Origin of the sequence: Reyranella sp. (assembly GCF_044224635.1) — a bacterium.
Lineage (GTDB): Bacteria > Pseudomonadota > Alphaproteobacteria > Reyranellales > Reyranellaceae > Reyranella.
The window spans coordinates 49,832-74,107 of the sequence record NZ_JBGAKA010000001.1 but is presented as its reverse complement, the minus strand read 5'-3'; the positions used below and the strand labels follow the sequence as shown (position 1 = coordinate 74,107).

General features: G+C 67.5%; 19 protein-coding genes and 2 pseudogenes. 5 read left to right on the top strand and 16 right to left on the bottom strand.

The genetic code is table 11. The annotated features are described in order from the left end of the window. Window positions 1-394: 394 nt before the first annotated feature. A pseudogene (locus ACILR9_RS00335) lies at window positions 395-1,231 on the bottom strand (alpha/beta fold hydrolase). A gap of 451 nt (window positions 1,232-1,682) precedes the next feature. Between ACILR9_RS00335 and ACILR9_RS00330 the strand changes: the two are divergent. From ACILR9_RS00330 to ACILR9_RS00320, 3 genes are all read left to right on the top strand, one after another. Then, entirely contained in the window at window positions 1,683-2,456 is a 774-nt protein-coding gene (locus ACILR9_RS00330) for a LamB/YcsF family protein (protein WP_395707882.1), read from the top strand. A gap of 21 nt (window positions 2,457-2,477) precedes the next feature. Continuing rightward, on the top strand, window positions 2,478-3,458 hold the full coding sequence (locus tag ACILR9_RS00325; protein WP_395707881.1) for a Bug family tripartite tricarboxylate transporter substrate binding protein: 981 nt from the start codon (window positions 2,478-2,480) through the stop codon (window positions 3,456-3,458). Between the two features lie 98 nt (window positions 3,459-3,556). Then, complete coding sequence (locus ACILR9_RS00320) at window positions 3,557-4,489, top strand: NAD-dependent epimerase/dehydratase family protein (RefSeq protein ID WP_395707880.1); 933 nt, start codon at window positions 3,557-3,559, stop codon at window positions 4,487-4,489. Window positions 4,490-4,622: 133 nt separating this feature from the next. On the opposite strand, the gene ACILR9_RS00315 is transcribed toward ACILR9_RS00320, so the two are convergent. The 4 genes from ACILR9_RS00315 to ACILR9_RS00300 form a co-directional block, all read right to left on the bottom strand. Continuing rightward, on the bottom strand, window positions 4,623-5,207 hold the full coding sequence (locus tag ACILR9_RS00315) for a hypothetical protein (protein WP_395707879.1): 585 nt from the start codon (window positions 5,205-5,207) through the stop codon (window positions 4,623-4,625). Further along, the gene (locus ACILR9_RS00310; protein ID WP_395708170.1) at window positions 5,126-5,800 is read right to left on the bottom strand and encodes an ABC transporter substrate-binding protein; all 675 of its coding nucleotides are present in this window, start codon (window positions 5,798-5,800) and stop codon (window positions 5,126-5,128) included. The genes ACILR9_RS00315 and ACILR9_RS00310 overlap by 82 nt, the downstream gene beginning before the upstream one ends. Window positions 5,801-5,843: 43 nt before the next feature. After that, window positions 5,844-6,116, bottom strand: coding sequence for a hypothetical protein (locus tag ACILR9_RS00305; protein ID WP_395707878.1), 273 nt, complete (start codon window positions 6,114-6,116; stop codon window positions 5,844-5,846). Window positions 6,117-6,318: 202 nt separating this feature from the next. Beyond that, window positions 6,319-7,491, bottom strand: a complete 1,173-nt coding sequence (locus tag ACILR9_RS00300; protein ID WP_395707877.1) for an iron-containing alcohol dehydrogenase — start codon at window positions 7,489-7,491, stop codon at window positions 6,319-6,321. 324 nt (window positions 7,492-7,815) lie between these two features. Between ACILR9_RS00300 and ACILR9_RS00295 the strand changes: the two genes are divergently transcribed. Further along, complete coding sequence (locus tag ACILR9_RS00295) at window positions 7,816-8,979, top strand: phytanoyl-CoA dioxygenase family protein (protein ID WP_395707876.1); 1,164 nt, start codon at window positions 7,816-7,818, stop codon at window positions 8,977-8,979. A 196-nt stretch (window positions 8,980-9,175) separates the two neighbouring features. Here ACILR9_RS00295 and ACILR9_RS00290 read toward each other — a convergent pair whose 3' ends face one another. The 6 genes from ACILR9_RS00290 to ACILR9_RS00265 all read right to left on the bottom strand — a co-directional run bounded on the left by ACILR9_RS00290 (window position 9,176) and on the right by ACILR9_RS00265 (window position 18,116). Next, a complete protein-coding gene (locus ACILR9_RS00290; protein ID WP_395707875.1) occupies window positions 9,176-10,165 on the bottom strand; it encodes a Bug family tripartite tricarboxylate transporter substrate binding protein in 990 nt (329 codons plus the stop codon). 212 nt (window positions 10,166-10,377) lie between these two features. After that, window positions 10,378-11,514, bottom strand: coding sequence for a nitronate monooxygenase (locus ACILR9_RS00285; RefSeq protein WP_395707874.1), 1,137 nt, complete (start codon window positions 11,512-11,514; stop codon window positions 10,378-10,380). A gap of 74 nt (window positions 11,515-11,588) precedes the next feature. Continuing rightward, window positions 11,589-12,056 (bottom strand): hypothetical protein, encoded by a 468-nt coding sequence (locus ACILR9_RS00280; RefSeq protein ID WP_395707873.1) that lies wholly within the window; start codon window positions 12,054-12,056, stop codon window positions 11,589-11,591. Between the two features lie 247 nt (window positions 12,057-12,303). Beyond that, entirely contained in the window at window positions 12,304-14,433 is a 2,130-nt protein-coding gene (locus ACILR9_RS00275) for an FUSC family protein (protein ID WP_395707872.1), read from the bottom strand. A 64-nt stretch (window positions 14,434-14,497) separates the two neighbouring features. Continuing rightward, the gene (locus tag ACILR9_RS00270; protein ID WP_395707871.1) at window positions 14,498-16,072 is read right to left on the bottom strand and encodes an ABC transporter substrate-binding protein; all 1,575 of its coding nucleotides are present in this window, start codon (window positions 16,070-16,072) and stop codon (window positions 14,498-14,500) included. A gap of 295 nt (window positions 16,073-16,367) precedes the next feature. Further along, the gene (locus ACILR9_RS00265) at window positions 16,368-18,116 is read right to left on the bottom strand and encodes a flavin-containing monooxygenase (RefSeq protein WP_395707870.1); all 1,749 of its coding nucleotides are present in this window, start codon (window positions 18,114-18,116) and stop codon (window positions 16,368-16,370) included. 219 nt (window positions 18,117-18,335) lie between these two features. On the opposite strand from ACILR9_RS00265, the pseudogene ACILR9_RS00260 reads away from it, so the two are divergent. Further along, window positions 18,336-18,629 (top strand): annotated as a pseudogene (locus ACILR9_RS00260) (ATP-dependent DNA ligase); the annotation flags it as partial. 19 nt (window positions 18,630-18,648) lie between these two features. Here the strand turns inward: ACILR9_RS00260 and ACILR9_RS00255 are convergent. From ACILR9_RS00255 to ACILR9_RS00235, 5 genes are all read right to left on the bottom strand, one after another. Continuing rightward, window positions 18,649-19,824: an L-dopachrome tautomerase-related protein gene (locus tag ACILR9_RS00255; RefSeq protein WP_395707869.1), complete on the bottom strand. Its 1,176-nt coding sequence runs from the start codon at window positions 19,822-19,824 to the stop codon at window positions 18,649-18,651. Between the two features lie 804 nt (window positions 19,825-20,628). After that, window positions 20,629-21,180, bottom strand: a complete 552-nt coding sequence (locus ACILR9_RS00250) for a hypothetical protein (RefSeq protein WP_395707868.1) — start codon at window positions 21,178-21,180, stop codon at window positions 20,629-20,631. Window positions 21,181-21,383: 203 nt separating this feature from the next. Next, window positions 21,384-22,607 (bottom strand): MFS transporter, encoded by a 1,224-nt coding sequence (locus ACILR9_RS00245; RefSeq protein ID WP_395707867.1) that lies wholly within the window; start codon window positions 22,605-22,607, stop codon window positions 21,384-21,386. Window positions 22,608-22,611: 4 nt separating this feature from the next. After that, window positions 22,612-23,553 carry a phosphatidate cytidylyltransferase gene (locus ACILR9_RS00240; protein WP_395707866.1) on the bottom strand — a complete coding sequence of 314 codons (942 nt, stop codon included), beginning with the start codon at window positions 23,551-23,553 and terminating at the stop codon, window positions 22,612-22,614. A 13-nt stretch (window positions 23,554-23,566) separates the two neighbouring features. Beyond that, window positions 23,567-24,208, bottom strand: coding sequence for a lysophospholipid acyltransferase family protein (locus tag ACILR9_RS00235; protein ID WP_395707865.1), 642 nt, complete (start codon window positions 24,206-24,208; stop codon window positions 23,567-23,569). Window positions 24,209-24,276: the final 68 nt, after the last annotated feature.

Below are 24,276 nucleotides of genomic sequence, written 5' to 3'. Positions count from 1 at the left end.
CCGACCTTGCGGTCGCTCCGACGCCCCCCTGCATTTTCGTTCGAGGCGAGGCGCCGTGCTCGGAATGACAGCGATTGTCGGAGTACCGACTTCGTGAATCGTCACATCCATTTTATCACAGACCCCGAGGTGCATTCAGGGGGGAATGGCGCCGGCCATGGCTGACCAGCTGCAACGCGCATCAGGGCTGCCCGCAATCGGCTTCCGACCGTGAGACCGATGATGAGGGCGGGGACGGTCACGATCATCGTCACGAACTCGATCGGTTTCTCCAGCCTGGCTTTCCTGAGTGCGTCCATGAATCGGGGCATTGACCTCCCTGCGACGGAGAGCGCCGGCCAAAGGTTGTCCCGAGCGGGCCGGCTCGGTCCTCGCCGACCCGTTCGATCCCGCGCTAGCCCTTCACGAAAGCCAGCAGGTCGGGATTGATCACGTCGGCATGGACGGTGAGCATGCCGTGCGAAAATCCCGGATAGACCTTCAAGGTGCCGTTCTTCAGTAGCTTGACGGAGAGGCGCCCAGCGTCGTCGATCGGCACCACCTGGTCGTCGTCACCGTGCAGCACGAGCGTGGGGACGGTGATGGCCTCGAGGTCGGCGGTCTGATCGGTCTCGGAGAACGCCTTGATGCCGTCGTAGTGCGCCTTGGCGCTGCCGATCATGCCCTGCCGCCACCAGTTCTGGATCGCTCCCTGAGAGACCTGCGCCTTCGGCCGGTTGAAGCCGTAAAACGGGCCGGACGCGACATCGAGATAGAATTGCGCACGATTGTCGGCAAGCGCCTTGCGGAAGCCGTCGAACACCTCGATCGGCGTGCCGTCGGGATTGGCAGCCGTCCTGACCATCAGCGGCGGCACCGCGCTCACCAGCACGGCCTTTGCCACGCGGCGCTGTGGCTGGCCGAACCTGGCGACATAGCGTGCGACCTCGCCGCCGCCCGTCGAATGGCCGATGTGGACGGAATTCCTGAGATCGAGGTGCTCGGCGACCGCCGAGGCATCGGCGGCTTAATGGTCCATGTCATGGCCATCGCTCACCTGCGAGGAGCGGCCGTGGCCACGCCGATCGTGGGCAACGACGCGGTAGCCGTGCTGCACGAAGAACAGCATCTGGTTGTCCCAGTCGTCCGACGACAGCGGCCAGCCATGGTGGAACATGATCGGCTGCGCCGTTTTGGGGCCCCAGTCCTTGTAGAAGATCTCGACGCCGTCCTTGGTCGTAACGTAGCTCATGGCAGATATCCTTCTCGCTCAATTGGCGCCGGTCGCTGCCCGGACCGGACAGAGCCTGCGGGCAATATGGGGGCGAGCCGCCTCATGGTCTTTCCCCGTCGAACGCCCGCGACAGGAACCTTTTAACGGGGAGTCGCGTCGATGACGATGCGCCCCGGAACGGCTCGTGCGTCAGAGTGCAGCCTTGTGCGGGATCGGGGAAAAACTCGATGCCGTAGCGCAGCTTCTTGGCCCCGGCAGCCTGCGCAGGCGGGACATGTCCCGACGCGGCGCCGGCACCGCTCCTTCCCGTTCGTGACGTCGCCAGGCGCCGTTGCCCGACGATTTCGGGGGCGAGAATGAGGGCGCGCTCGGTTCGACCTCGACAGCGAAGAGTGGACAAGCCCGGCGTGCCGTGGCGAGCTTGCCGGCATTCGGGTTCGATCTTTTCAGCCGCAGAGGGCCACGCCGCATGACGTACCGGATCAATCTCAATGCCGATATCGGCGAAGGCTTCGGAGCCTACGACATCGGCAACGATGCGGACCTGATGACCGTGATCAAGTCGGCGAGCGTCGCCTGCGGCTTTCACGCCGGCGACGCCAACACCATGCACAGCCTCGCCATGCTGGCGAAGCAGAACGGCGTCAGCCTGGGTGTCCATCCCGGCTTCAATGATCTGTGGGGCTTCGGCCGGCGCAGGATCGACATGGATCCGCATGACCTCGAGCTGATGGTCGCCTACCAGATCGGCGCGCTGCAGGCGATGGCGCGCTATGCCGGCCTGCCGGTGACCCATCTCAAGCCGCATGGCGCGCTGAACAACATGGCGGCGGTGCGCGAGGATTACGCGCTGGCGATCGGCCGGGCGATCCAGACCGTGAACGACCGGATCATCTATGTCGCGCTGGCCGGCTCGGAGATGGAGAAGGCGGCGCGCACGCTCGGGCTGCGGCTGGCGCGCGAAGGCTTCGCCGACCGCCACTACGAGGATGATGGCAACCTCAGTCCGCGCTCTATTCCTGGCACGGTCTTCAAGGATCCGGACAAGGCGCTGAAGCAGTGCCTGAGCATGGTCAAGGATCGTTGCCTGACATCGCGCCTGGGCAAGCGCGTGACCGTGGAGGTCGAGACGATCTGCGTGCACGGCGACGAGCCTACTGCCGTCGACCTGGCACGCTACGTGCGGCAAGGGCTCGAGGCCGCGGATTGCCGCATCGTGCCGCTGCCCGAGATGTTCAACTGATCATTCCTGAAGAGATTTGCGATGACCATCCTGACCCGCTTCTTGTCCGCTCTCGCGCTCCTGCTTGCGGCTGCCGGCGCGGCCCTGGCCGACTATCCCGACCGGCCAATCACCATCACGGTGGGCTTCGCACCGGGCGGGACCAGCGACGTCGCCGCCCGCATCCTGTCGGAGCGTCTGACCAGATCGCTGGGTGTCGCCGTGGTGGTCGACAACAAGCCGGGCGCCGGCGGCTCGATCGCGGCGGCGGCCACTGCCGCGGCAAGCCCCGACGGCTATCGCATCATGCTGTCGGATCCCGGCGCCTTCGCGATCAATCCGATCATGCAGCCGCAGAACGCCAAGTACGATCCCCTGGCCGACTTCACGCCGATCGCGCTGGTCGGCCAGTCGCCGCTGATCCTGGTCGTGCCGGCGAGCAAGCCCTTCATGACCGCGCAGGAGCTCGATACCTACCTGAAGGCCAATGGCAGCCGCGCCAGCTACGCCTCGTCGGGGCCGGCCGGCATCAGCCAGTTCGGCGCCGAGGTCTACCTCAAGCGCGCCGGCGACCTCGCGGCCGTGCATGTGCCCTATCGCGGCGGCGCGCCGATGATGGAGGCGCTGGCCAAGGGCGAAGCCGATTTCGGCGTCGCCGTGCTGGCCTCGGCGGTGCCGCTGATCAGTTCCGGCGCCGTGCGGCCGCTGGCGCTGGCGGCGCCCAGCGCGACGCCGCTGGTGGCCAAGGTGCCGCTGCTCGCCGACCTCGGCATGAAGGACACGACCATGACGTCGTGGGTGATCATGATCGGGCCCAAGGGATTGCCGGCCGAGATCGTCGCGCGCCTGAACGGCGTCATCAACGAGGCGATCGCCGAGCCTGACGTGAAGGAGCGCATGCTCAAGGCCGGCATCGAGGTCTACGCACCGGCGACACCGGCCGAGACCGGCCTCTATCTCAAGCGCGACGTCGAGCGTTTCCGCTCCTTCCAGAGCGAGCTCGGCGATCGGCTGACCAAGTAGGCGCGGTCCGCACCGCGGGCCTGCGCCAAGAGATTTTGCAGCCGTCGCGGAAAGTGCTGCATGATCGCGCGACAGCAAGCAAACGGTGGAGGGAACGGATGTCGATCGTGGTCGTAGGGGGCGCCGGGTTCATCGGGCGCCGCCTGATTCCAATCCTGGAGAAGCAGGGCGCGGACATCGTCTGCATGGACATCAACCCCGCCGCCGCGTCGTTCGGCGAGCGGGTCAAGATGGTGCGCGGCGACGTCACCCAGTTCGACGAGGTGATCGCCGTGGTGTCGGAGGCCAAGCCCGACCGCCTGATCAACCTTTCCTATTACATCGGCAGCGACCTGCCGCCGCGCGTTGCCACCAAGCTCAACGTGCTCGGCATGGACAATTGCTTCGAGGCGGCGCGGCTCTGCGGCGTCAAGCACACGGTCTATGCCAGCTCGCTCGCGGTCAGCGGCCAGCAGAGTCATTTCGGCGAGCGAGCCACGACCGAGGACGACCTGAAGCACGGCGACAACCAGTACGCCGCCAACAAGATCTTCAACGAATGGCAGGCCAAGGACTATCGCGACAAGTACGGCATGATCATCACCGGCGTGCGGCCTGCCAACGTCACGGGGCCAGACAAGGTGAGCGGTTCGGTCGATCACGTGAACTGTATCACGCGGCCCGCGCGAGGCGAGCCGGTGTCGTTTCCCTATCGCGATGCCATGCGGATTCCGGTCCATGTCGACGACATCGCCGAGGTCTTCGCCCGCGTGCTGATGGCCGACAAGCCCAGGCACGCGATCTACAATTCAGGCGGCCACACGATCAGTTTGGGCGATCTCGCCACGATGGTGCGCGAGTTCCTGCCTGACGCGAAGGTCACCTTCGAGAACGAGACCGGCGGCCGCGAGCGCTCCGGCAACTTCCTGATCGACAACAGCCGGCTGGTGCAGGAGTTCGGCGTGCAATACGCGCCATTCCGCCAGCGCGTGCTCCAGATCATCAACGACATCCGCAAGGACGCGGGGCGGCCACCGCTGAAGGGGGCATGATACATCTTCATGTTCCTCCCCATAGTCGGGAGGGTGCCCCGTCATACGGCACGGCATCCGCATATGGGCGCTCTCTCACGCTCCTCCCCGACTCTGTTGGGGAGCTCCCAGCGATGAGGCGCGCGGACGGAACCTACTGGCTGACCCAGAACGTGTCGGGCCGGTAAAGACCGATATATCCGCCGGGATCCCAGGCGAAGTAGCCTTCCTTCGGCACGTTGTGAACCTTGGGACCGACGACCAGCGGCTGGCGAATGCCGTTCACCGTGCCGATCGTGAAAGCGTTGTCGGCGTGAGCGGTCAGTATCTTGTCCCAGGCGTTGCGCCGGCCGGCCTCGTCGGGAGCCACCTCCCATTCGCGGACATAGTCGAGGAGGATTCGTGCTTCCGGCAGATCGCATTCCTCGCCCTGGCGTCCCTTCGACTCGAAGAACAAACCCCAGCGGGGCCACTGCAGGCCGCCCAGCATCGTCGGCGCGAATTCCTTGGGGCTCGTGTTGGCGGTCGGCACCGCGGTGACGACGCCTGCAAATGCCGTCATGACGGCTTCACCGGAGAAGGTGCGCAGGCGGAGGTTTTCGCGCGTCTGCAGCTTGGCGAGCATCTTGATGCCGACCTTTTTCAGCATCTCCCCCATCAGGTGCAGCGCATCGGCATCCTCGGTGTCCTCGCCGGCATGCTCGACCACCAGGGTCGCTGGTCGGCCATCGGACAGCATGCGGATCCCCTGGGCATCGCGCTTGCCGAGGCCGGCCTCGTCGAGCAGCGCGTGGCGAGCTTGGGATCGTACTGGGCCCACTTGGTGGCGTACTCGGGCTTGAACAGCGTGGATCGCTCCATGATCGTGTTGTTCGACGGCTTGCCGACGTCGAGATACACGACCTGATTGAGCTCGTTTCGATCGATCGCCACCGATAGGGCGCGCCGGAACCGGACGTCGCGGAAGAGCTTGCGCCATTCCTCGTCGTTGGTGGTGAGGTTGGGATAGAGGGCAATCTGGGCGCCCGAGCCGGTCTCCCACAGTCTCACCTCGACTCCCGAGGTCTTGGCGCTTTTCTGCAGGAAGGTGTAGTCGCGCATGTTGAGGTAGCGCGGCTGCAGGTCGGCCTCGCCCATTCCGGCCTTGGCTGGCACCAGGTTGGCGGCCGCTATGGTGAACACGATGCGGTCGACGTACGGCAGCTGCTGGCCCTTCGCATCGACGTGGTGAAAATAGGGGTTGCGCTGGAAGATGTAGCGCTGAGCCGATCCGGGCGTGATGTTGACCCACGGGTTCAGGGTCGGCAGGTCGACGTTGCTGTTGCCGTACATCACGTCGAGCCTCTTGAAGATTTGAGTCCAGCTTTGCTGGCCGCTAGCTGTAGACGGTCATCAGGCGCGTATCGCGCGTGTTCGCCATCAGCATGTTGATCTGCCCGCCCGGCTGACCCGGGCCGTCGCCACCGGGAAAACGCGTGATCACCAGAGGATTCTGCGGCAGGCGCTGATCAACCGGCGGCAATGCCCCGGCTTTGACCTGGTCGGCGAGCATCGGTGTCTCGATCATCTTCGGCAGCGGACCGCCCGCCCACGCCGGGCTACTGATCAGCCCCAGGAATGCGGATTGTACGAAGAGACGTCGCTTCATGATCGGCCTGCCCTGTTGTTGGTCGAGTAGGACTCTTGTTATCGCAGTCGATGAAATCGCCCGGCGTCGCCGCGGTCAACATTGCAGCGGTCGCAGGGGCCGCCTCAACTTCTCCATCATTCATGCAGCAGGGTATCTCCTGCGATCGCGAGGGCCCGCGAGGTGACAGGTGGCTCCAGGCGGGTGTTTCCCCGCGCCGGCCTCAGTACACCGACTCGAGAATCGGCATGATCTCCTGCGCGCCGCCGATCGGCCGCGGGTTGCTGAAGGTCCAGTCGTCGAGCATGCAGTTGGTGGCGATGCGCTGGAGGTCGTCGCGCTGGACACCGACGTCGCGCAGGCGACGCGGCAGGCCGAGGCCGCCGATGAAACGGTCGAGCACCTCGGCGGCGGGCTGGCCGGCTGCGCCCAGCGCGATGCTGATCTCGGCCTGGCGATCGCCGTTGACCGCGGCGTTGAAGGCCAGCACCGCCGGCAGCATCACGCACGAGGTGTAGCCATGCGGCACGCCGGCGCTGCCGCCCAGCACGTGGCCGATGGCGTGACTGGCGCCCATGCGGGTGCCGGTGACGATGGCAGTCATCGAGATCCAGGCGCCGATCTGGCAGTCGAGGCGCGCCGCCAGATCGGTCGGATCGCGCTTGACCGCCGGCAGGCCGTGGCCGAGCAGGCGCAGCGCCTGCAGCGCGGTGCTGTCGGTGTAGGCGTTGCCGTCGATCGAGCAGTAGGTCTCGACCGCATGATCGACCGCGCGGACGCCGGTCGACAGCCACAGCCATTCCGGCGTGTGCACGGTGATCGCCGGATCGAAGATCACCGCGAGCGGGATCAGGCCGGGATGGATGTAGGCCTGCTTCAAACGCAGCCGGGGCTCGGTGACGCCGGCGCGGGCGTTGAACTCGCCGCCGCTCAAGGTCGTCGGCACGCAGATCTGGCGCACCTGTGGCGCGCGATACTGCGGGAAGCTGCGCTTGCCGGTGATCTCGTCGACGACGGTGCGAAACGGCTCGAGCCCGTCCGGCTCGCGAACATCATGCTCGAGGCAGATCGTGACCGCCTTGCCGCCGTCGGTCGTCGAGCCGCCGCCGACGCTCAGCAGCAGGTCGCAGCCTGCGTCGCGCGCCTTGTTGGCGCAGGCCACCACCGCATCGCGCGGGCTGTGCGCGGGCATGTCGTCGTGGACGCCGGCGTAGCGCGGTCCCAGCGCCGCAGCGATCCGCCGAACCGCATCGGTCTCCCGGTTGAGCGTCCGTCCGGCGAGGATGAACACGCGCCTGGCCCCGATCCTGTCGGCTGCCTCCACCACGGCCTCGGCGGCCGGACGCCCGAACACGACACGGTCCATTCCCGTGAAGACGATCTCACCTGCGCGCATGACGGCGAGGCTACAGGCTGGCCGCGCGGAGGAAAAGCGCAGCCTGTCAGCGGAAGGGTGCGGCTCACCCCAATGGCAAGTTCGAGGTTGACGATTCGACATGCGGGAACGGCAAGAAGTACAAACTGAGGTTCGACCCGGTCTTCAAGCTTCTGACGAAGAAGCTGGATTGATTCAGGCGCTCCGCAGCCGAACTGAGCACGTCCGGCGACGTGCGCTCGGTGCGCCTCGCGATATCCTGGAGGCTTGGTCGCGGCCCTGCCGGTGCGGTATCGTTGGGTTAGGCTCGCCTATCGTCGGCGGGCCTTCGCCGGGAGCCCTGTCATGAGCCTTGCCACCGCTGTCCAGCCCCTCAGCGCCGTCGATCACGAGCGCGCCATGCGCGACTACGGCCAGCGCGCCGAGGCGCGCGCCTACGCGCTCGGCAATCGCGGACCGATCCGGGTCGGCGGTGACGGCAAGCTTCTGCCGGAAATCCTCGACTCGTACTGGACCAACGGTTTCTACGTGTTCCAGGGCGTGGTGGGGCCGGAGGAGCTGGCCGAGCTGCGCACCGAGATCGATGGCATGATCGCGCGCGCTCCGGTGGCGCCCGACGCGACGATCGACCGTCATGGCCGGCCGACCTCGACCGACGGCATCCTGAAGCCCGCCTACAAATGGGCGAGGCCGCTCAGCGATCCGGTGGGCGGCACCGACAAGAACAACGGCCGCCATCCTGCCGCCATGCTGCAGCCCGCGCCGGGCGCGGGTGCGCCGGCCTGGACCGTCGAGCTGCTCGACGGCAACCTGCATCTCAGCGACGCCTGCCTGCGGCTCTACGGCCATCCCGGATTGCTCACCGTGGCCGCCTCGATTCTCGGTGACGATTTCGTGCCCTATAACGAGGTGACCTTCGTGAAGGAGCCCGGCCTCGGCCCGTCGGTCGCTTGGCACCAGGACGGCACGACGCACTGGAACGCTCCCGACTGGGACCAGGGCGCGCACGGCTTCAATTTCATGACCCAGCTCTATCCCAGCACCGCGGCCAACGGCGTCTGGGTGCTGCCGGGCAGCCACAAGCTCGGCAAGGCCGACATCAAGCGCATGGTGGCGGAGTGCGGCTCGGACCGCATCGATGGTGCCGTGCCGATGCTGTGCGACGCCGGCGACACCATCGTCACCAACCGCCAGCTGGTGCACGGGTCGTTCGCCAACAGCTCGCCCGACCGGCGCATCACGCTCAACGAGGGATTCTTCCCGCGCAGGCGCGTGCTCAACGTGACGACGCGGCGCCTGCACGGCGCGCTCGAGACCTACGACCAGGCCCGTATCGACGCGCGCACCCGCATCATCCAGATCGCCATCGACGCCCGTCGCCAGCGCTTCCCGCACGAGAAGAGCTATTTCTACCGCCCGCTCGCCGGCCGCGAGAACGAAAACCGCTGGAATGAGACGACCCGCGCCAGCGTGCTGAAGAACTACAATCAGCTCGACATGTTCATCTGAGTCTCATGAGTCCTCCCCAGCGAAGCTGGGGAGGTGTCGGCGTCATCGCCGACGGAGGGGTCATGAGCATCGCGACTGTTGCTCATGACCCCTCCGCCCCCGATTACGGGGGCACCTCCCCAACTTCGTTGGGGAGGAATCATGAGGCCTCCTCAGCTCCGCTGGGGGTGTCGGCGTCACCGCGGAGGGGTCATGTTCACTCCGCCCGAATGTTGGCAGCGCGGATCACCTCGCGGTAGCCGCGGCGGTTCTCGTCCATGGTGCGGGCGAGGCCGGCGGCGTCCTGGAAGGCCGGGACCATGCCGTTGTCGAGCAGCTTGCGGCTGACCTGCGGATCGTTCACCGCGGTGCGGATGGCCTCTTCCCAGCGCTGGACGACGGCGGGCGGCAGGCCGCGCGGACCGCACAACCCGAACCAGGCATAGGTCTCGAAGCCCGGCACGACATCGCCGATCATCGGCGCGTCCGGGAAGAATTGCCGGCCGAGCGGATCGCCGAGCGCGATCAGGCGCAGCGTACCCTGGCGGATATGCGGGATCACGTCGCCGAGATTGGTGATCATGAAGTCGGTCTGGCCGCTGGTGATGTCGAGGATCGCCGCCTGCGAGCCACGATAGGGCACGTGCACCATGCTGGTCTTGGTCTTCTGGGAGAGCAGCTCGCCCGAGAGGTGCTGCACCGAGCCGACGCCGGGGCTGGCAAAGGTGAGCGTTCCCGGCTTGGCGCGCGCCGCGTCGATCACGTCCTGCGTGGTGCGCCACGGGCTCTGCTGGCGGACGACCAGGCCAAAGGTGGAGCGCAGCAGCTGACCGACGGCGCTGAGCTCGGTCGCCGGATCGACCGACAGCTTGGTGCCGGGCAGCTCGGTGATGATGGTCATGTTGCCGGTGGTGCAGAACAGCACGCTGTGGCCGTCGGCCGGGCTGCGCGCGATCGCCTCGGCGGCAATCATGCCGTTCGCCCCGGTGCGGTTCTCCACCACGACGCGCTGGCCGAGGACCTTGCTCGCGATATCGGCGAGCAGTCGTGCCGCGAGATCGCCCGAGCCGCCCGGGGCGAAGCCGAAGACCATGCGGATCGGTCGATCGGGGAAGGTTGCCTGCTGCGCCTCGGCCGAGCGCGGCGCCAGCGCGGCCAGCGCAAGCGTGACCAGCGTGACCGCAATCCAGGAGACGCGCGATCGCATGATGTTTCCTCCGTTGCGTTGCTACGTGCGGCGCACGGTAGGAGACGGGTCACGCGCTCATCAAGGTGCTGGAGCTGGGTGAGCGGCTTGCGCCACCGTGCTGCAGAACGACCGCCGTCTCGGGTTTCTCTTGGCGGTCATTCTCCTCCGCAACATCGTTGGGGCGGTGTCGCCGTCTTGCGGCGACGGAGGGGAGCTTTCTGTTTGGCGGATCACTCCGCCAGGGTGCCCGACAGCCGCTCGACCGCCTCGGCGTAGTCGCGCATGAAGTCGTAGACGACGCTGCGCGTCGACTGCTCGGCAGTCATCAGGCCGACGGACTGGCCGACATAGTAGGTTGCCAGCGCCTTGGCGCCCGGGTGGCCGGTTTCGGCGAGGCGGTCGACCCGCGCCAGCGCGCGCTTGGAGAGCAGACCCTGCAGCGGCATGGGCAAGGGAACGGGTGCGCCGTCGGCCTGCCACGCATCGGTCCACGGCGAGCGCAGCTGGCGGGTGTACTTGCCGGTCCGGCTGCGCGAACGCACCGTGTCGCGCGAGTTGGCAGCCAGCATCTTCTGCTTCACCGTGGGCGTCGTCTCGGCCTCCGCCGTCGTCAGCCAGACCGAGCCGGTCCACACGCCTTCCGCGCCCATCGCCATGCAGGCGGCCATCTGCCGGCCCGTCGCGATGCCGCCGGCCGCCAGGACCCGCACGTTGGGATAGGGCCGCATGGCGTCGATGACCTCGGGCACCAGCACCATGGTCGAGACCTCGCCGCAGTGACCGCCGGCCTCGGTGCCGGCCACGACCAGGATGTCGACGCCGGCGCGGGCGTGATGCAACGCATGCTCGCGCGCACCGGTCAGTGCGCCGACCGGAATGCCCTTGGCGCGGGCGCGGGCGAACATGCCGGGCGGCGGCACGCCCAGCGCATTGACGACGAAACCGATCGGATGGGCGAAGGCCACGTCGAGCAGCGCCTCGGCGCCTGCCTCGCGCATGTTCTCGCCGCTCGAGTTGGCGAAGCCTTCGTCCCACAGGCCGGCGGTGTCGATGCCGTGCTTCTCCAGGAGCTGGGCGACATGGCGGCGATGCTCGAGTGGGACACGCGCTTCGAGATCCTCGGCGGTTACGCCGCCTTCCTTCGCCGCCATGTTGTTGGGCACCAGCAGGTCGATGCCGTAGGGTTTGCCGCCGACACGCTCGTCGATCCAGCGCAGATCGATCTCCAGCGATTCCGGCGTGTGGCCGACCGCGCCCAGCACGCCCATGCCGCCGGCGCGCGTCACCTCCGCGACCACGTCGCGGCAGTGGCTGAAGGCGAACAGGGGAAACTCGATTCCGAGATCGCGACAGAGGACTGACTTCACGGTGTTCTCCCCGGTTCAAAGGCTGCGTCCAGCGTGGACGACGCGAACCGCCGCTTCAAGCGCCGCTGCAGGCGCTATTCGCCAAGCAATATCCTGACCGATTGCAAGGCGCCGCGGCCGTCGCCCGCCGCGGCGCGCATCGCGAATTCATGCAGCGCGACCTCGTGGGCATTGAGGAAGGCCAGCTCCGTTCGATCGCTGGGCGGCCCTTCCGCTTCGAGCCGGGCGTAGAGCGTCAGATAGGGTTGAAGCGATTTCGTCATCGATCCGACCGTCGCGGCAAATCCGGCGGCGATGCGCGCCTCGCCGCGCTCGCGGCCGAGACGGCGTTGCGCCTCGTCGGGCGCGGTGTCGAGCCCATGCTTCTTCATCAGAGGGAGGAGCCGCTCGCGCGTCGTCCGCTCGAGGCGTGCCAGCATCTGCCAGATCTCGCGCTCCTCGGCGTTCGTCGCGTGATCCGCCAGGGTCGCGAACCCGGCCTCGCCCCGGACTTCACCCTGGTAGGCGGCAACGAGCTCCTTGAGATAGGTGGCGTGGTCCATGTAAGCCTCCCGAACCGCAAGCCTTGGCGCTGGTCGGCCTATGGGAGGGCAAATCGTGGCCCGGATCAACACGGATGCGCGGGAGATCGAGCCAGGCGCGAGGGCACAGGGTAGGCGCGACAAAGACCCTGCCATCCCGAGTCTGACGCTTGCGAAGCAAGCGTCATTAGCAGGGGACCGTTCTGTTGCCTCAAAGGTTCCTCGCTGTGCTCGGGATGACATCACCTTTGCGGCCACACCACCCCTGTCATCCCGAGCGCAGCGAGGGACCTTTCGTTTCATCCACGCGCGACGAGTCGGGTCCTCGCCTCGCGGACAGGCTGCGCGCCGCTTCCGTGGCAATGGCGAGCTGTCGCTCGGCGCGCGCGACGAGTTGCTCGACCTCGCTCATCTCTGATGTGGGAACCGGCTGATGCGGTCTGGAGGCCGGAGTCCGCGTTTCGGCAATGGCGTTCGCGACCTCCTCGATCTGTTCCTGCAAGGCGCGGCAGCATTGGGCGAGATCACGCCGGGCGCCGTCGCTCTGCCCGCATTGTACGATGGCCGCGGCTATCCCGGACAATCGGCGCGACACCGCGGTCACCAGCATGGCGGCAGCGATCTCGTCGACCGGGCGCCGGCGCGGCTCGTCGAGGGCGCGGCGCAGCGAGGCCTCGGCGTTGTTGCCCGCCAGGCCGGCGCGGCGCCGCGCGGCGTCGGACTGCTGCGGCGTGAGCGCGCCGCTCGCGCTCTGCAGCGCGGCCAGCAGGAAGGCGCCGTTGGCGCGCAGGTCATCGGCGAGCCGCCGGCGCAGGTAGCGACTCTCCCAGCTCGGCCACAGCACGAACGTGGCCAGCATGCCCGCGGCCGCACCCAGGACATTGTCGATCATGCGCACGCCGCCCAACTCCGGCGACAGCACGCCGCCGTGGCTGAACAGCTCGGTGATCAGGATGAACATCGGCGTGATGCAGACGATGTAGAGGGCATAGCTCGCCGATTGCACCGCCATCGCCAGCAGGCTGAGCGGCGCGATGACGACGAGGACCGCGGCGGGGCCCTGCAGCACATAGACAGCGATGGTCGCGATCAGCCCGCCCACCATGGTTCCGGCGACGCGCTGAACCGCCCGCTGCCAGGTCGCGGACGGGTAGGCCTGCATGATGATGATGGCCGTCAGCGTGATCCAGTATCCCATGTCGAGATCCAGGCCCTTGGTCAGCAGGGTCAGGCTGGCGGCGGTCAGGCCGAAGCGCAGGGCATGCCGCATCGACAGCGAATCGAGGCTCAGGTTGTTGCGAAGCTGGCCCAGCCGGTCGAGTCGGGCGTCCTGGACGATCGCGCGGTCCGTCGTGCCGGTGTCCATCGGCCCGGCCATATGCCGCGCCGCCGCTTCGGTCCATGCGATGGCGTGGCTCAGGCTGGCGGCGATGCTGTTTGACGCGTCGAGACCGATCGGCGGGAACGACGGCGCGGGGGCATCGCCGCCTGTGGCCAGCATCGAGGCAAGCCCCCCGAGCCGGGCGACCAGGCCGGCCAGGGCGGCGTGCGGCAGCTCGGCCTCGGCCGCGTCCTCCATCATCTCGCGCAACGCCAGCAGCGCCCGCAGCACCTCCTCGGCGTCGCCCAGAATCAGGGAGAGACGCCGGAGCAGGACGCCGTCGCCGAACCCTTCGCGGCGGGCCGCCACCAGCCGGTCGCGCGCCTGCTCGATCGCGTCGCGCACGGCGCCGCGATGCGGCAGGGATGTCGCTGCCGCCCGCACCATGACCGCGCGCTCGTTCATCATGTCGCGCAGGAACGCCGCCTCGCTCCGAAATACGTCGGCAAGAGCGCTGCACAAGGGCATGTCGGGGCGTTGCCGGACGATGCACACGGCCAATCCCAGGCCCCACAGGCCGCCGCCCAGGGTGACCGCCGCGATCACGGCGGCGGCTTCGAGGGAGGAGGGATGGTCGTCGCCGAGGGCGATGATCACCGAAAGCGCCGACAGGTTGCCGGCGCTGCCCGAGGCGTCGCCCCAGATCCTCGTCAGGATCGCGCCGATGCACCAGACCAGCGCGAAGGCGCCCGACGCCCACAGGTAGGGCCGGAGCAGCACGGCAACGAAGCACCCGACTGCCGTGGCGACGACGAACCCGGCGATCGAAAGGAGGCGATGGCGCAGCGGCCAGGCGGGATCGACCAGGGATACCCAGAAGCCGATCAGCGAGGCCCACGACAGCGTCGGCTCGCCGGCCCACTCGGCGAGGAGCAGCGGCACGCAGCAGGCGAGCGCTGCGCTCAGCCCGCGTCGGAGGTTCCATCGCCCGGGATCGAACGGCATCAGCGTGCGGGCGGGCAGGACGGCCGTCGTCGCGGCCCTTACAGTGCGCTCTGGGAAGGGCGCGCGGCGCAAGACGACTCCGTCCAGAGCGGGGCTGGAATGGGCGCCGAGGGGGAACCGATGAACGGTACGCCGCTTACTGCTTGTCGATCCCCCAGAACACGATCACCGGCGCGTTGATCCAGCCGGTGATGGTCTTGCGCATGGCGGCGACGTTGAAGCCCTCGCCGAGATGGACGTGGGTGACGATCTTGGCCTGGTGCTTCTGGACCTCGACGGCGATCGCCTTGCGTTCGGCAGCGTCGCTCGCCAGCGCGTAGCGCTCGCGCAGCTTCTCCATGGGCTCGTCGCACGGCCAGCCGGCGCGGCTCTTCTCGCAATTGGCCTGGAGGAAGGGCGTCATCAGCGGATCGAACAGGTCGGCCATCGACCAGTAGGTCAGGAAGACGTTCCAGCCGCCCTCCGAGGCCGGCCCCTTCTTGGTGAGCAGGCGGTTGACCAGCGACTGCCAGTCCATCGCCTGCATGTCGACCTTGAAGCCGATGCGCTCGAGGATCGACTTGGCGACCGGCGAGAGATTGGACAGGGCCGGGGTGTCGCTCGCCTGCAGCAGCACGATCGGCGATCCGTCGTAGCCCGACTCCTTCAGGAGCGCCTGCGCCTTGGCGATGTTGCCCTCGATGAGACCCTCGAAGCCTTCCGTCGATTCGAGCGGCGAGCCGCAGGGGAACATCGACTTGCAGACGCGGTAGTAACGCGGGTCGCCCACGATGGCGTGCAGGAAATCCTGCTGGTTCAGGCCTATCATGGCGGCCTGCCGCGCCTTCTCGTTGTTGAACGGCGGATTGAGCCAATTGGGTCGGAAGACGTACTGGTTGCCGGTCGCGGCGCGCACCAGCGTGATGTTGCGGTCCTTCTCGAGCAGCGGCAGGAGATCGTAGGATGCCTGCTCGATGATATCGATCTCGCCCCTGGTCAGGGCGTTGACGGCGGTCTGCGAGTCGGAGATCCAGACCCACTCGACGCGATCGACCTTGGCGACCTTGCCGCCGGCCAGCCCCGAGGCCGGCTCGGGCCGCGCCTTGTACTTGGGGTTCTTGACGTAGACGATCTTCTCGCCCGGCTTCCATTCGTCCTGCTTCATGATGAACGGGCCGGAGCCGACATACTCGCCGAGCTGCTTGAACGGGTCGGTCTCGGCGACGCGCCGCGGCATCATGAAGGGCGTGACGACGCTGGGCTTGGCGAGCGATTCGACAACCAGGCCGTAGGGCTGCTTCATGGTGATGACGAAGGTCCTGGCGTCGGTCGCCTTGATGTCCTCCAGGAACAGCATCATCTTCTGGCCCATCGGATCGCGCGCTCCCCAGCGGCGGATCGAGGCGACGCAGTCGTCGGCCATCACCGGCTTGCCGTCGTGCCATTCGAGACCCTCGCGCAGGGTGAAGGTCCAGGTCTTGCGATCCTCGCTCGCCGACCAGGTGTCGACCATTTGCGGCTTGATCTGGAACTTCTCGTCGAGGGCGAACAGCGTGTCGTAGATCAGGTAGCCGTGGTTGCGCACGATGTAGGCGCCGCTCCACACCGGGTCGAGGACCTTGATGTCGGAGTGCATGACGACACGCAACGTCTTGGACGATTGCGCGTGAGCCGTCAGCGAACAGGCCGCGATGACGGCCGCGACCAGGATCCGATAGAGCCAGTTCTTCACGATCGATCTCTCCCTTCGCCGGCCTGCCTCTGGAAACGTCACGCCAGGACGAGCAATATTCGCGCCGTCGCGCGCGGGGCCGGCAGAGGGAAGGTTAGGGCGAAGCGAGGCGCAGGCACAATGCTCTGCTACTGGAAAGCGCCGATCTCAACCTCCTCCCCAGCGTCTTCGCCGGGGAGGTGTCGCCGTCTTCGGCGACGGAGGGGTCATAGGCCCCCTCACGTGACTCATGACCCCTCCCTCCGCGAAGACGCGGACACCTCCCCAGCTTCGCTAGGGAGGAAAGCCTGATTCCTCACACCACCGGCACGCGCTTGGCGGCGATCGCGGCCGGCGAGATCACCTCGATGTCCAGGGGGACGCGCCAGCGCTCGGTGAGGCCCACCCTCGGCGCGTCGTTGGTCGTCTTCGCGCCGTCGATGACGAAGCCTTCGAAGCCGTTGCTCATGACCTCGTTGCACTTCTGCACGTAGACCGGAAAGCCGCCGATATAGGGCATGAACACACGCGGACGCCCGGGAATGTTGGCGCCGATATACCACGAGCTGCAGGTCGAGCGCAGCGACACCAGGGAAACCTCGTTCACATGCTCGACCCAGTCGTCCTCGTATCTCTCGACCGGCTCGATGGTCGCGGCGCCGATGTCGCGCAGGTGGCCGATGCAGTCGGCGAGCCAGTCGACATGCTGCTCGATGGCCTGGATCATGCTGGCCAGGACCGACGGGCTGCCCGGTCCAGTGATGGTGAACAGGTTGGGGAAGCCCGATGTCGCCAGGCCGAGATAGGTGCGCGGCCCGGCCTGCCACTTCTCGGCAAGGGTGAGGCCGTCGCGGCCGGTGATCCGGATCCTGTCGAACGAGCCGGTCATTGCCGCGAAGCCGGTGGCGCAGACGATCGCATCCAGCGGATACTCGACGCCGTTCACCGCGATGCCTTGCGGCGTGAAGCGTTCGATCGGCGTCTTCGACACGTCGACCAGCTTTACGTGCGGCAGGTTGTAGGTCTCGAAGTAGCCGGTATCGACGCACAGCCGCTTGCAGCCGAAGACGTTGTCCGGGCAGAGCAGCTCGGCCGTCGCCGGATCCTTGACGATGCCGCGGATCTTGCGCCGCGCGAACTCGGCGATCGTATCGTTGGCGGCCTTGTCGAACAGGAGATCGCCGTAGGCGCCGAGGAACGGCAGGCCGCCGCGCTGCCACGCCTCCTCGTACTGCCGTTCGCGTTCTTCCGGCGTCGCCTCGAGGGCGGAGTTCATGTTGAACGGGAAATAGAAGCCGGTCGGCCGAGCGCGTGCCTTGGCGCGCAGGGCGGGGTAATCGGCCTTGATGGTCGTGCGATATTCCGGCGTCAGGGTCTCATTCCAGGCCGGCACGGTGTAGGTGGCGGTGCGCTGGAACACGGTGAGCGCCGAGGCCTGCTGGGCGATGATTGGAATGGACTGGATCGCCGACGAGCCGGTGCCGATGACGCCGACGCGCAGGCCGGTGAAATCGACCCCGTCGTGCGGCCATTCGCCGGTGTGATAGATCGGCCCCTTGAACGTCTCGAGCCCTTCGAAGGGCGGGCGATTGGTCGCCGACAGGCAGCCGACGGCCATGATGCAGAATTGGGCGGACACCATGTCGCCGCGATCGGTCTCGATGCGCCAGCGTTTGGCGGCTTCGTCGAAAGTGGCGGCGATCACCCGGGTGTCGAAGCGAATGTCGCGGCGGAGATCGAACCGGTCGGCGACATGGTTGGCGTAGGCCAGGATCTCGGGCTGCGGCGCGTATTTCTCGGACCAGTCCCATTGCTGGTCGAGCTCGTCCGAGAACGAGAAGGAGTACTGCATGCTCTCGACGTCGCAGCGCGCGCCCGGATAGCGGTTCCAGTACCAGGTGCCGCCCACGCCGCCGCCCGCCTCGTAGACCCGCACCGAAAAGCCGAGCCCGCGCAGGCGGTGCAGCATGTACATGCCGGCGAATCCGGCGCCGACGACGACTGCATCGAACTGCGCGTCGATCTCCGGCGCATGGTCGTGTGTGGCTCGAGCATCGGCAGTCATCGGTGCATCTCTTGGCGGTTGTCGGAGCGGAACGGAGTCGGCAGATCGACCCGCCGGCGACGTTACAGCAATCTTGCCGAAGACATCACGCAAAACCGATGCCACACGGCGCGCCGAGCCATGCGCGGCGGCTGTCGTTTCGGATCGCGATGTGATTTGCCGCCGGGCGACTCCGCACAGGGGAACGTCAGCATCGCTCTCGCCGTTTGGCCCTGGAGGGAAACGCGCATGGCTGCGACGGCGAAGCTCGGGGGCGGTGGCTTCACGGGCGACGCGCCCGGCGGTCCCAGTCGCTGGTCGACCCAACGGACCTCGCAGTGGACGCCGGTGAGGCCGCGCCTCGTGGCGGAGGTTCGATACGACCATGTTACGGGCCGGCGCTTTCGCCATGGCACGGCATTCCTGCGCTGGCGACCCGACAAGCCGCCGCGCGACTGCACGTTCGACCAGCTTGTGCGCGAGGCGAGCCCCAAGCGTTTGTTGGCCAGGATCGTCGGCAAGCGACGTTCCTGAACGTCCCTCGGGCATTCTGCTATTTCGAGCCGGGCCCGGCGTCCGGTCGGAAAGAGAAGAGGGTGAAGCCGTTGCCCTGCCAACCGCTGCGATGGAACCACGGAGAATCCTGGATGCGTGAGGCAGTGACGTAGAGCGTGCCGTCCGGCGCCTCGGCGAAGGTATCGGGCCAGCGCAAGCGAGGGTCGGCGATGACGGTGCGACGCTTGCCGTCGGGCTCGAGAGCCTTGACGGCATTGTCGGCGAGCGAGCTGAGGTACAGCCTGCCCGACTTGTCCATCCACAGGCCGTCGACCGGCTCGGTCTCCGCCACCTTCTGGACGCGATCTTCGATGCCTTGCGGCGAAGGCGTTCTCAGAACGCCGGTCTCGACCCGGTAGAGCGTCCTGCCGGTCAGCGCCTGCCAGTACAGGAAGGCGCCGTCGGGCGAGAGGGCAATGCCGTCGGCATTGAGGGCCAGTAGCTGGCCGTCGGGTCGGCGCAGCGGTTGGCCATCGGCGGTGACCGTCACCCCGCGATCGGCTTGCGTCGCCGGCGCGCCGCTCAGCGCGCGCCACGACTTGCCGCTGCCGATCTCGAGCACGACCAGTCCACCAGGTTGGCCGGAGTCGGTGAGGTAGGCGTACTTTCCATCCGGCGCGATGCGGATGTCGTTGAGGTAGCTCGTCGGGCCTGCGACGTCGCCCGGGACGAGATAGGCGCGCTTGACCGTGTTCGACACCAGGTCGATCTGCACGATCTTCGGGCCATCCTTCATGGTCTTTTCCGCATTGGGCGCGGCGGGATCGACGACCCAGAGCGAGCCCCGCCCGTCGGCAACCACGCTCTGCACGGCGACGAAGTGCGTCGAGGCGCGCAGCTCGTCCTTCCGGGCGTTGCGCCAGCTGTTCCACTGCTCATCGGGATAGGGCTTGATCGAGCCGTCCCTTTGGACCTCGCCGACCGAGACCGCGACATCCTCGGACCAGCGCGGAAAGCTGACGAAGATGCGTCCGGTCTCGGAGACTGTCACGCCCGTGACCTGCTGCTCGAAGTTCGCCACAGGCTTCAGGCGGTCGTCGGCCTTCATGGCGATGTTGACCGGACTCGAGCGGTCGGCCGGACTTTCCTGTCCAAGGACGGCGGTCGAGGTCGCCACCCACAGGCACGCGAGCGGCAGAAGAAGCGGCCGAAGGGCCGAGAAGCGAGTAGGCAAAGGGCATCTCCATGACAAGGAAAGGCCGTTCAAGGGAGGCGGTTCGTCTCGACTGGTTTGTGAGCGCCAAGCTAGAAATGGTCGAGGCGGGGCGCAGGTTGCAGATCGATCAATCCGACGCACGGCCGCTTGGAACCGGATAGCGACTGTTGCGTTAGTGCCGATGCATCGGCGAGGCGGATTCACAGTTGTGACGTGCCCACCGATAGCGCCGCCTCGGCAAGTCGCTTGACCGGCTGCCAGTCGATCTTGGGATCGAGCAATGCCGACCGAGGAAGACAAAGTGGCCGAGGTCGACCGCCGTCGATAGTCTTGGTGCCATGTCATCCGGCTCATGGCGGAAGCTGAATCGACTCTGGTGCCTGCTGGCGCTCTTCCTGGCGGTCGACGCGAGTAGCGCTTGGCCGCAGGTGATTCAGCAGCCGATAAATCCGCCTCTGGGGTCGAATGCCGTAACGGCAGAGGCCAGCGCGAGACGCGCGCTCGAACGGGCCGGCTATCGCGACATCCGCGGCCTTCGCCCGAACAGCGACGGAACTTGGACGGGCGTGGCGTCCAGGAGGAACGTGGAGCGGACGGTCACGATCGACAGCCACGGCAACATCGTCGAACGCTGACCCAACGTCGACGGCGCTTATTGGATTGTACAGCGTCGTGCGCTGGGACCATGCCACTCCCATGGCGCTCATGGGATCGGTGATCGAGAAGAAGAGCGCCATGGGAGTGGCATGGTCCCGGCGGAAGAGCCTGTTTCTTGCTATTGGCGCGGTCCCAGCGCATGACTTTCGCTCCAGCCACCGGGGCTCACCGCGAGGGCTTGACCGTCCAGCGCGGCGGCAGGAACTGGGTGTTGACGATGAACTTCTCGCTGTTGGCGGTTATCGGAAACCAGCCCGGCAGGGGCGGCAGGTCGTACTCGCTGTGGAAGTAGATCTCGGCGCGCTGCGCCACGCCCGCATCGTTTCTGCTCAATTGCGGGATGCCGGCATGGAACGGGCAGGTGAAGGTGGCCGCTTCCCTCGGCGCGAGCCGGTTGGCGCCGGGTGGCTCGAAGGCGAGATTGCTCGCTGTCACCATCGTGTCGGTCAGCCCGGAGCCGCGCAGGCTCGCGAGCACGCAGCTGATCCGGAGATTGGCCAGGGTGGCGAAGGCGCTGTCGTTCACGACGCGGAAGCGGACATCGAACGGCGAACCTGTCGCGACCTCTACCGGGGGGAAGGTCGGCGCCGGTCGCATAAGCCACAGCCCCACCAGCACGCCGACGAGGGCGGCGGCGAGGATGATGCCGTTGAGGACCTGCCAGATCGGCACGGCGAGGCTGCGCGCGGCCTGGCTCAGCTGCTGATCGTAGGGCAAGGGTGGCGGCAGGGGCCGCGTCTGGCGTCCTCGCGCGGGCTTTCTGGGAGCGGCGGGCAAAGGCTTCGTCGCGGCGGGCGCAGGCTTGGCGGGGGTGCCGGAGGGGGGCTTCGCCGGCCCGCCGGACAAAGGAGGTTTCTTCGGGCCGCCCGACGAGGCCTTCTTGCCGCCCGCGGCTTTCCCGCTTTTCCTGGCCATGGCGATCAGCGCGCTCCGCCGCGGGCCAGGCGTACAAGCAGGACGACGACGACCAGCGCGAGGCAGGACGCCATCGCGGTGAAGGCGATGGTGAAGCTCTGCGTCGCGCGCACGATCAGGCCGAAGATCGCCGGGCCGATGACGATGCCGGCGAACATCACCGCGGTGACGCCGCCGCTGGCTTCGGCGGTCCGGCCCGGCGGTGCGCGGCGGCCGACCTCGGCGTAGACCACGCCGGCCCAACCGATGGTCGAGGCGCCGAGCACGAAGCTCAGGGCATGGATCGCCAGGACGGGTCCGCCGGGGGCGAGCCGGCTTGCCAGCACCATGCCCACCGTCGCGATCACGGCCAAGCCGGCGAGGACGAGCAGCGGCCGGCGGCTCCAGTCGGCGACGGCACCCCAGACGATGCGGCCGGCGACGCCGCCGATCTGCGCCGCCGCCAGCGCCAGGCCCGCGACCGTCAGGTTGAGCCCGACCGCCTCCACCAGGTAGGTGACGTAGAAGGCGGAGATGCAGACCTGGCCGGCGGAGAAGATCGCCGAGGCGATGGCCACCAGGCGCAGCTCTGCATCGCGCCAGATCAGGCCGATGGTTGCCAGCACACCGCGCGCGCCGGCGCCGCGCCGCCTCAACTCGCGGTCGTCGTCGGTGCGCATGCGCCAGAGCTGCAGCAGGCCCACGCCGACGCAGCACAGCAGCGCCGTGCCCAGCAGCGCGCCGCGCCAGCCCAGCAGCAGGGTGAGCGCGGGCAGGGTGGCGCCGGCGATCGCGCCGCCGAGCGGCACGCCGGTCTGCTTGATCGAGAACACCAGGTTCAGCAGGCGCGTCGGGGTCACGCGGACCAGCACGTGCGAGCTGGCGGGCGTCGGCGCGCCCATGCCGCTGCCGAGCACGAAGGCGCACGCCAGCAGGCCGATGGCATGCCCGGTCGCCGCGAGCGCCAGCGCCGTCGCACAGAACAGCAGCGCGACCTGGCAGACGCGCAGCGCACCGTGGCGCGGCACGAGGATGCCGCCGATCAGAGCCGAGGCCATGCCGCAGGCATAGAGCACCATGGTGAACAGGCCGACATCGGCGGCCGCGACCCCGGCATGCGGCGCGATCACCGGCGCCAGCACGGGCACGGAGGCAGCGCTGACCGAGGTCAGCGACTGCATGGCCAGCATGACGCCGAGATGCGGCAGGTAGCCGCCGATCGCGCCGCGGGACGCCGCTGCCTCGGTCATCGCATCACGGCACGTACCAGTAGCGCGTCAGGTGGAAGAAGATCGGCGCGGCGAAGATCACGCTGTCGAGCCGGTCGAGCATGCCGCCATGGCCCTCGATCATGCGGCCCCAATCCTTGACGCCGCGGTCGCGCTTGATCGCCGAGAACACCAAGCCGCCGAAGAAGCCCATCAGGCAGGTCGCCAGCGCCATGGCGCCGGCCTGCGCCGGGGAGAACGGCGTCAGCCACCACAGGCCGGCGCCCAGCGCGGTGGCGCTGGCGACGCCGCCGACCAGGCCCTCCCAGGTCTTGGAGGGCGACAGCGCGGGGGCGACCTTGTGACGGCCGAACAACTTTCCGAACACGTACTGCAACACGTCGGAGCCCTGCACCACGGTGACGAGGAACGCAACCAGCAACAGCTTCCTGCCCTCGAAGCCCGGAATGTCGAGCGTCAGCAATGCCGGGATGTGGCTGACGCAGAACACGCAGATCATCAGGCCCCATTGCAGGGAGGCGATGCGCGACAGGAAGTGGGTGGTGTCGCCGCGCACCACGGCGACGATCGGCAGGATGAGGAAGCCGTAGACCGGGATGAAGATCGAATAGAGCCCGTACCATTCGATCCACACCAGATAGTACTGGACCGGAATGCCGATGAAGAACGCCAGCATCAGCGCCCAGTGATCGCCGCGCCGCGTGTAGGTCAGCGTGATGAACTCGCGCAGGGCGGCGAACGAGGCGAAGGCGAACAGCAGGATGACCCCGGCCTTGCCGACCAGGAAGGCGACGCCGATCAGCGCCACCATCACCCACCAGGCGAAGACGCGCTCGTTGAGGTTCTCGACGGTCGGGCTGGGCTCGCCGCCGGCGCGCCGCTTGAGGATCTGGCCGACCAGGGTCGCGGCGACCAGCACCGCGCCGAGCCCGAGGAACAGCGGAATCGATTCCTGCGGCAGGCTCATCGCTTGCGCTCCCTCATCGGCCGCGCTCATCCGGCTTCAGCGCCAGCAGGGCGTCTCGCACCCGCGCCATGAACGCGGCCTTGTCCTCGTCGGGCTGCAGCAGCAGGGGGACGCCGAAGGTCACGCTGCACAGCAGCGGCACCGGCAGGAACTCGCCCTTGGGCATGACGCGCGCCATGTTGTCGATCCATGCCGGCACGATCTCGATGTCGGGCCGCGCCCGGGCCAGCCGGTAGAGGCCGCTCTTGAGCGGCAGCAGCACCTCGTCCGTGGTGTTGCGGGTGCCCTCGGGAAAGTAGATCAGCGAGGCGCCGGCGCCGGCCGCGTCGATCACCACGGCGAGCGCATCCTGGCCGCCCGCGGCGGCCTTGCGATCGATCAGCACGGCGTTGAACACCTCGCGCCCGATGAAGCCGCGCACGCCGCTGCCGCCCCAGTAGTCGAGCGCCGCCACGGGGCGCGTCTGGCGGCGCAGCGCGTGCGGCAGCACGGTCCAGATCAGCACGAAGTCGCCATGGCTGGTGTGGTTGGCGATGTAGACGCGCTGCCTGGCCTCCGGCAGGCAGCCGCGCCAGTTCGGCAACACGCCGGTCAGCACGCGGGCCAGACCGGCGACGGACATCGCGATGAATCGGGCAGAGAGACGGGCGAGCATGGAGCCTCTCTCTAAGGCCTTCTCCTCCCCAGCGTCATCGCTGGGGAGGAGAACGTGAGACGTGTCCG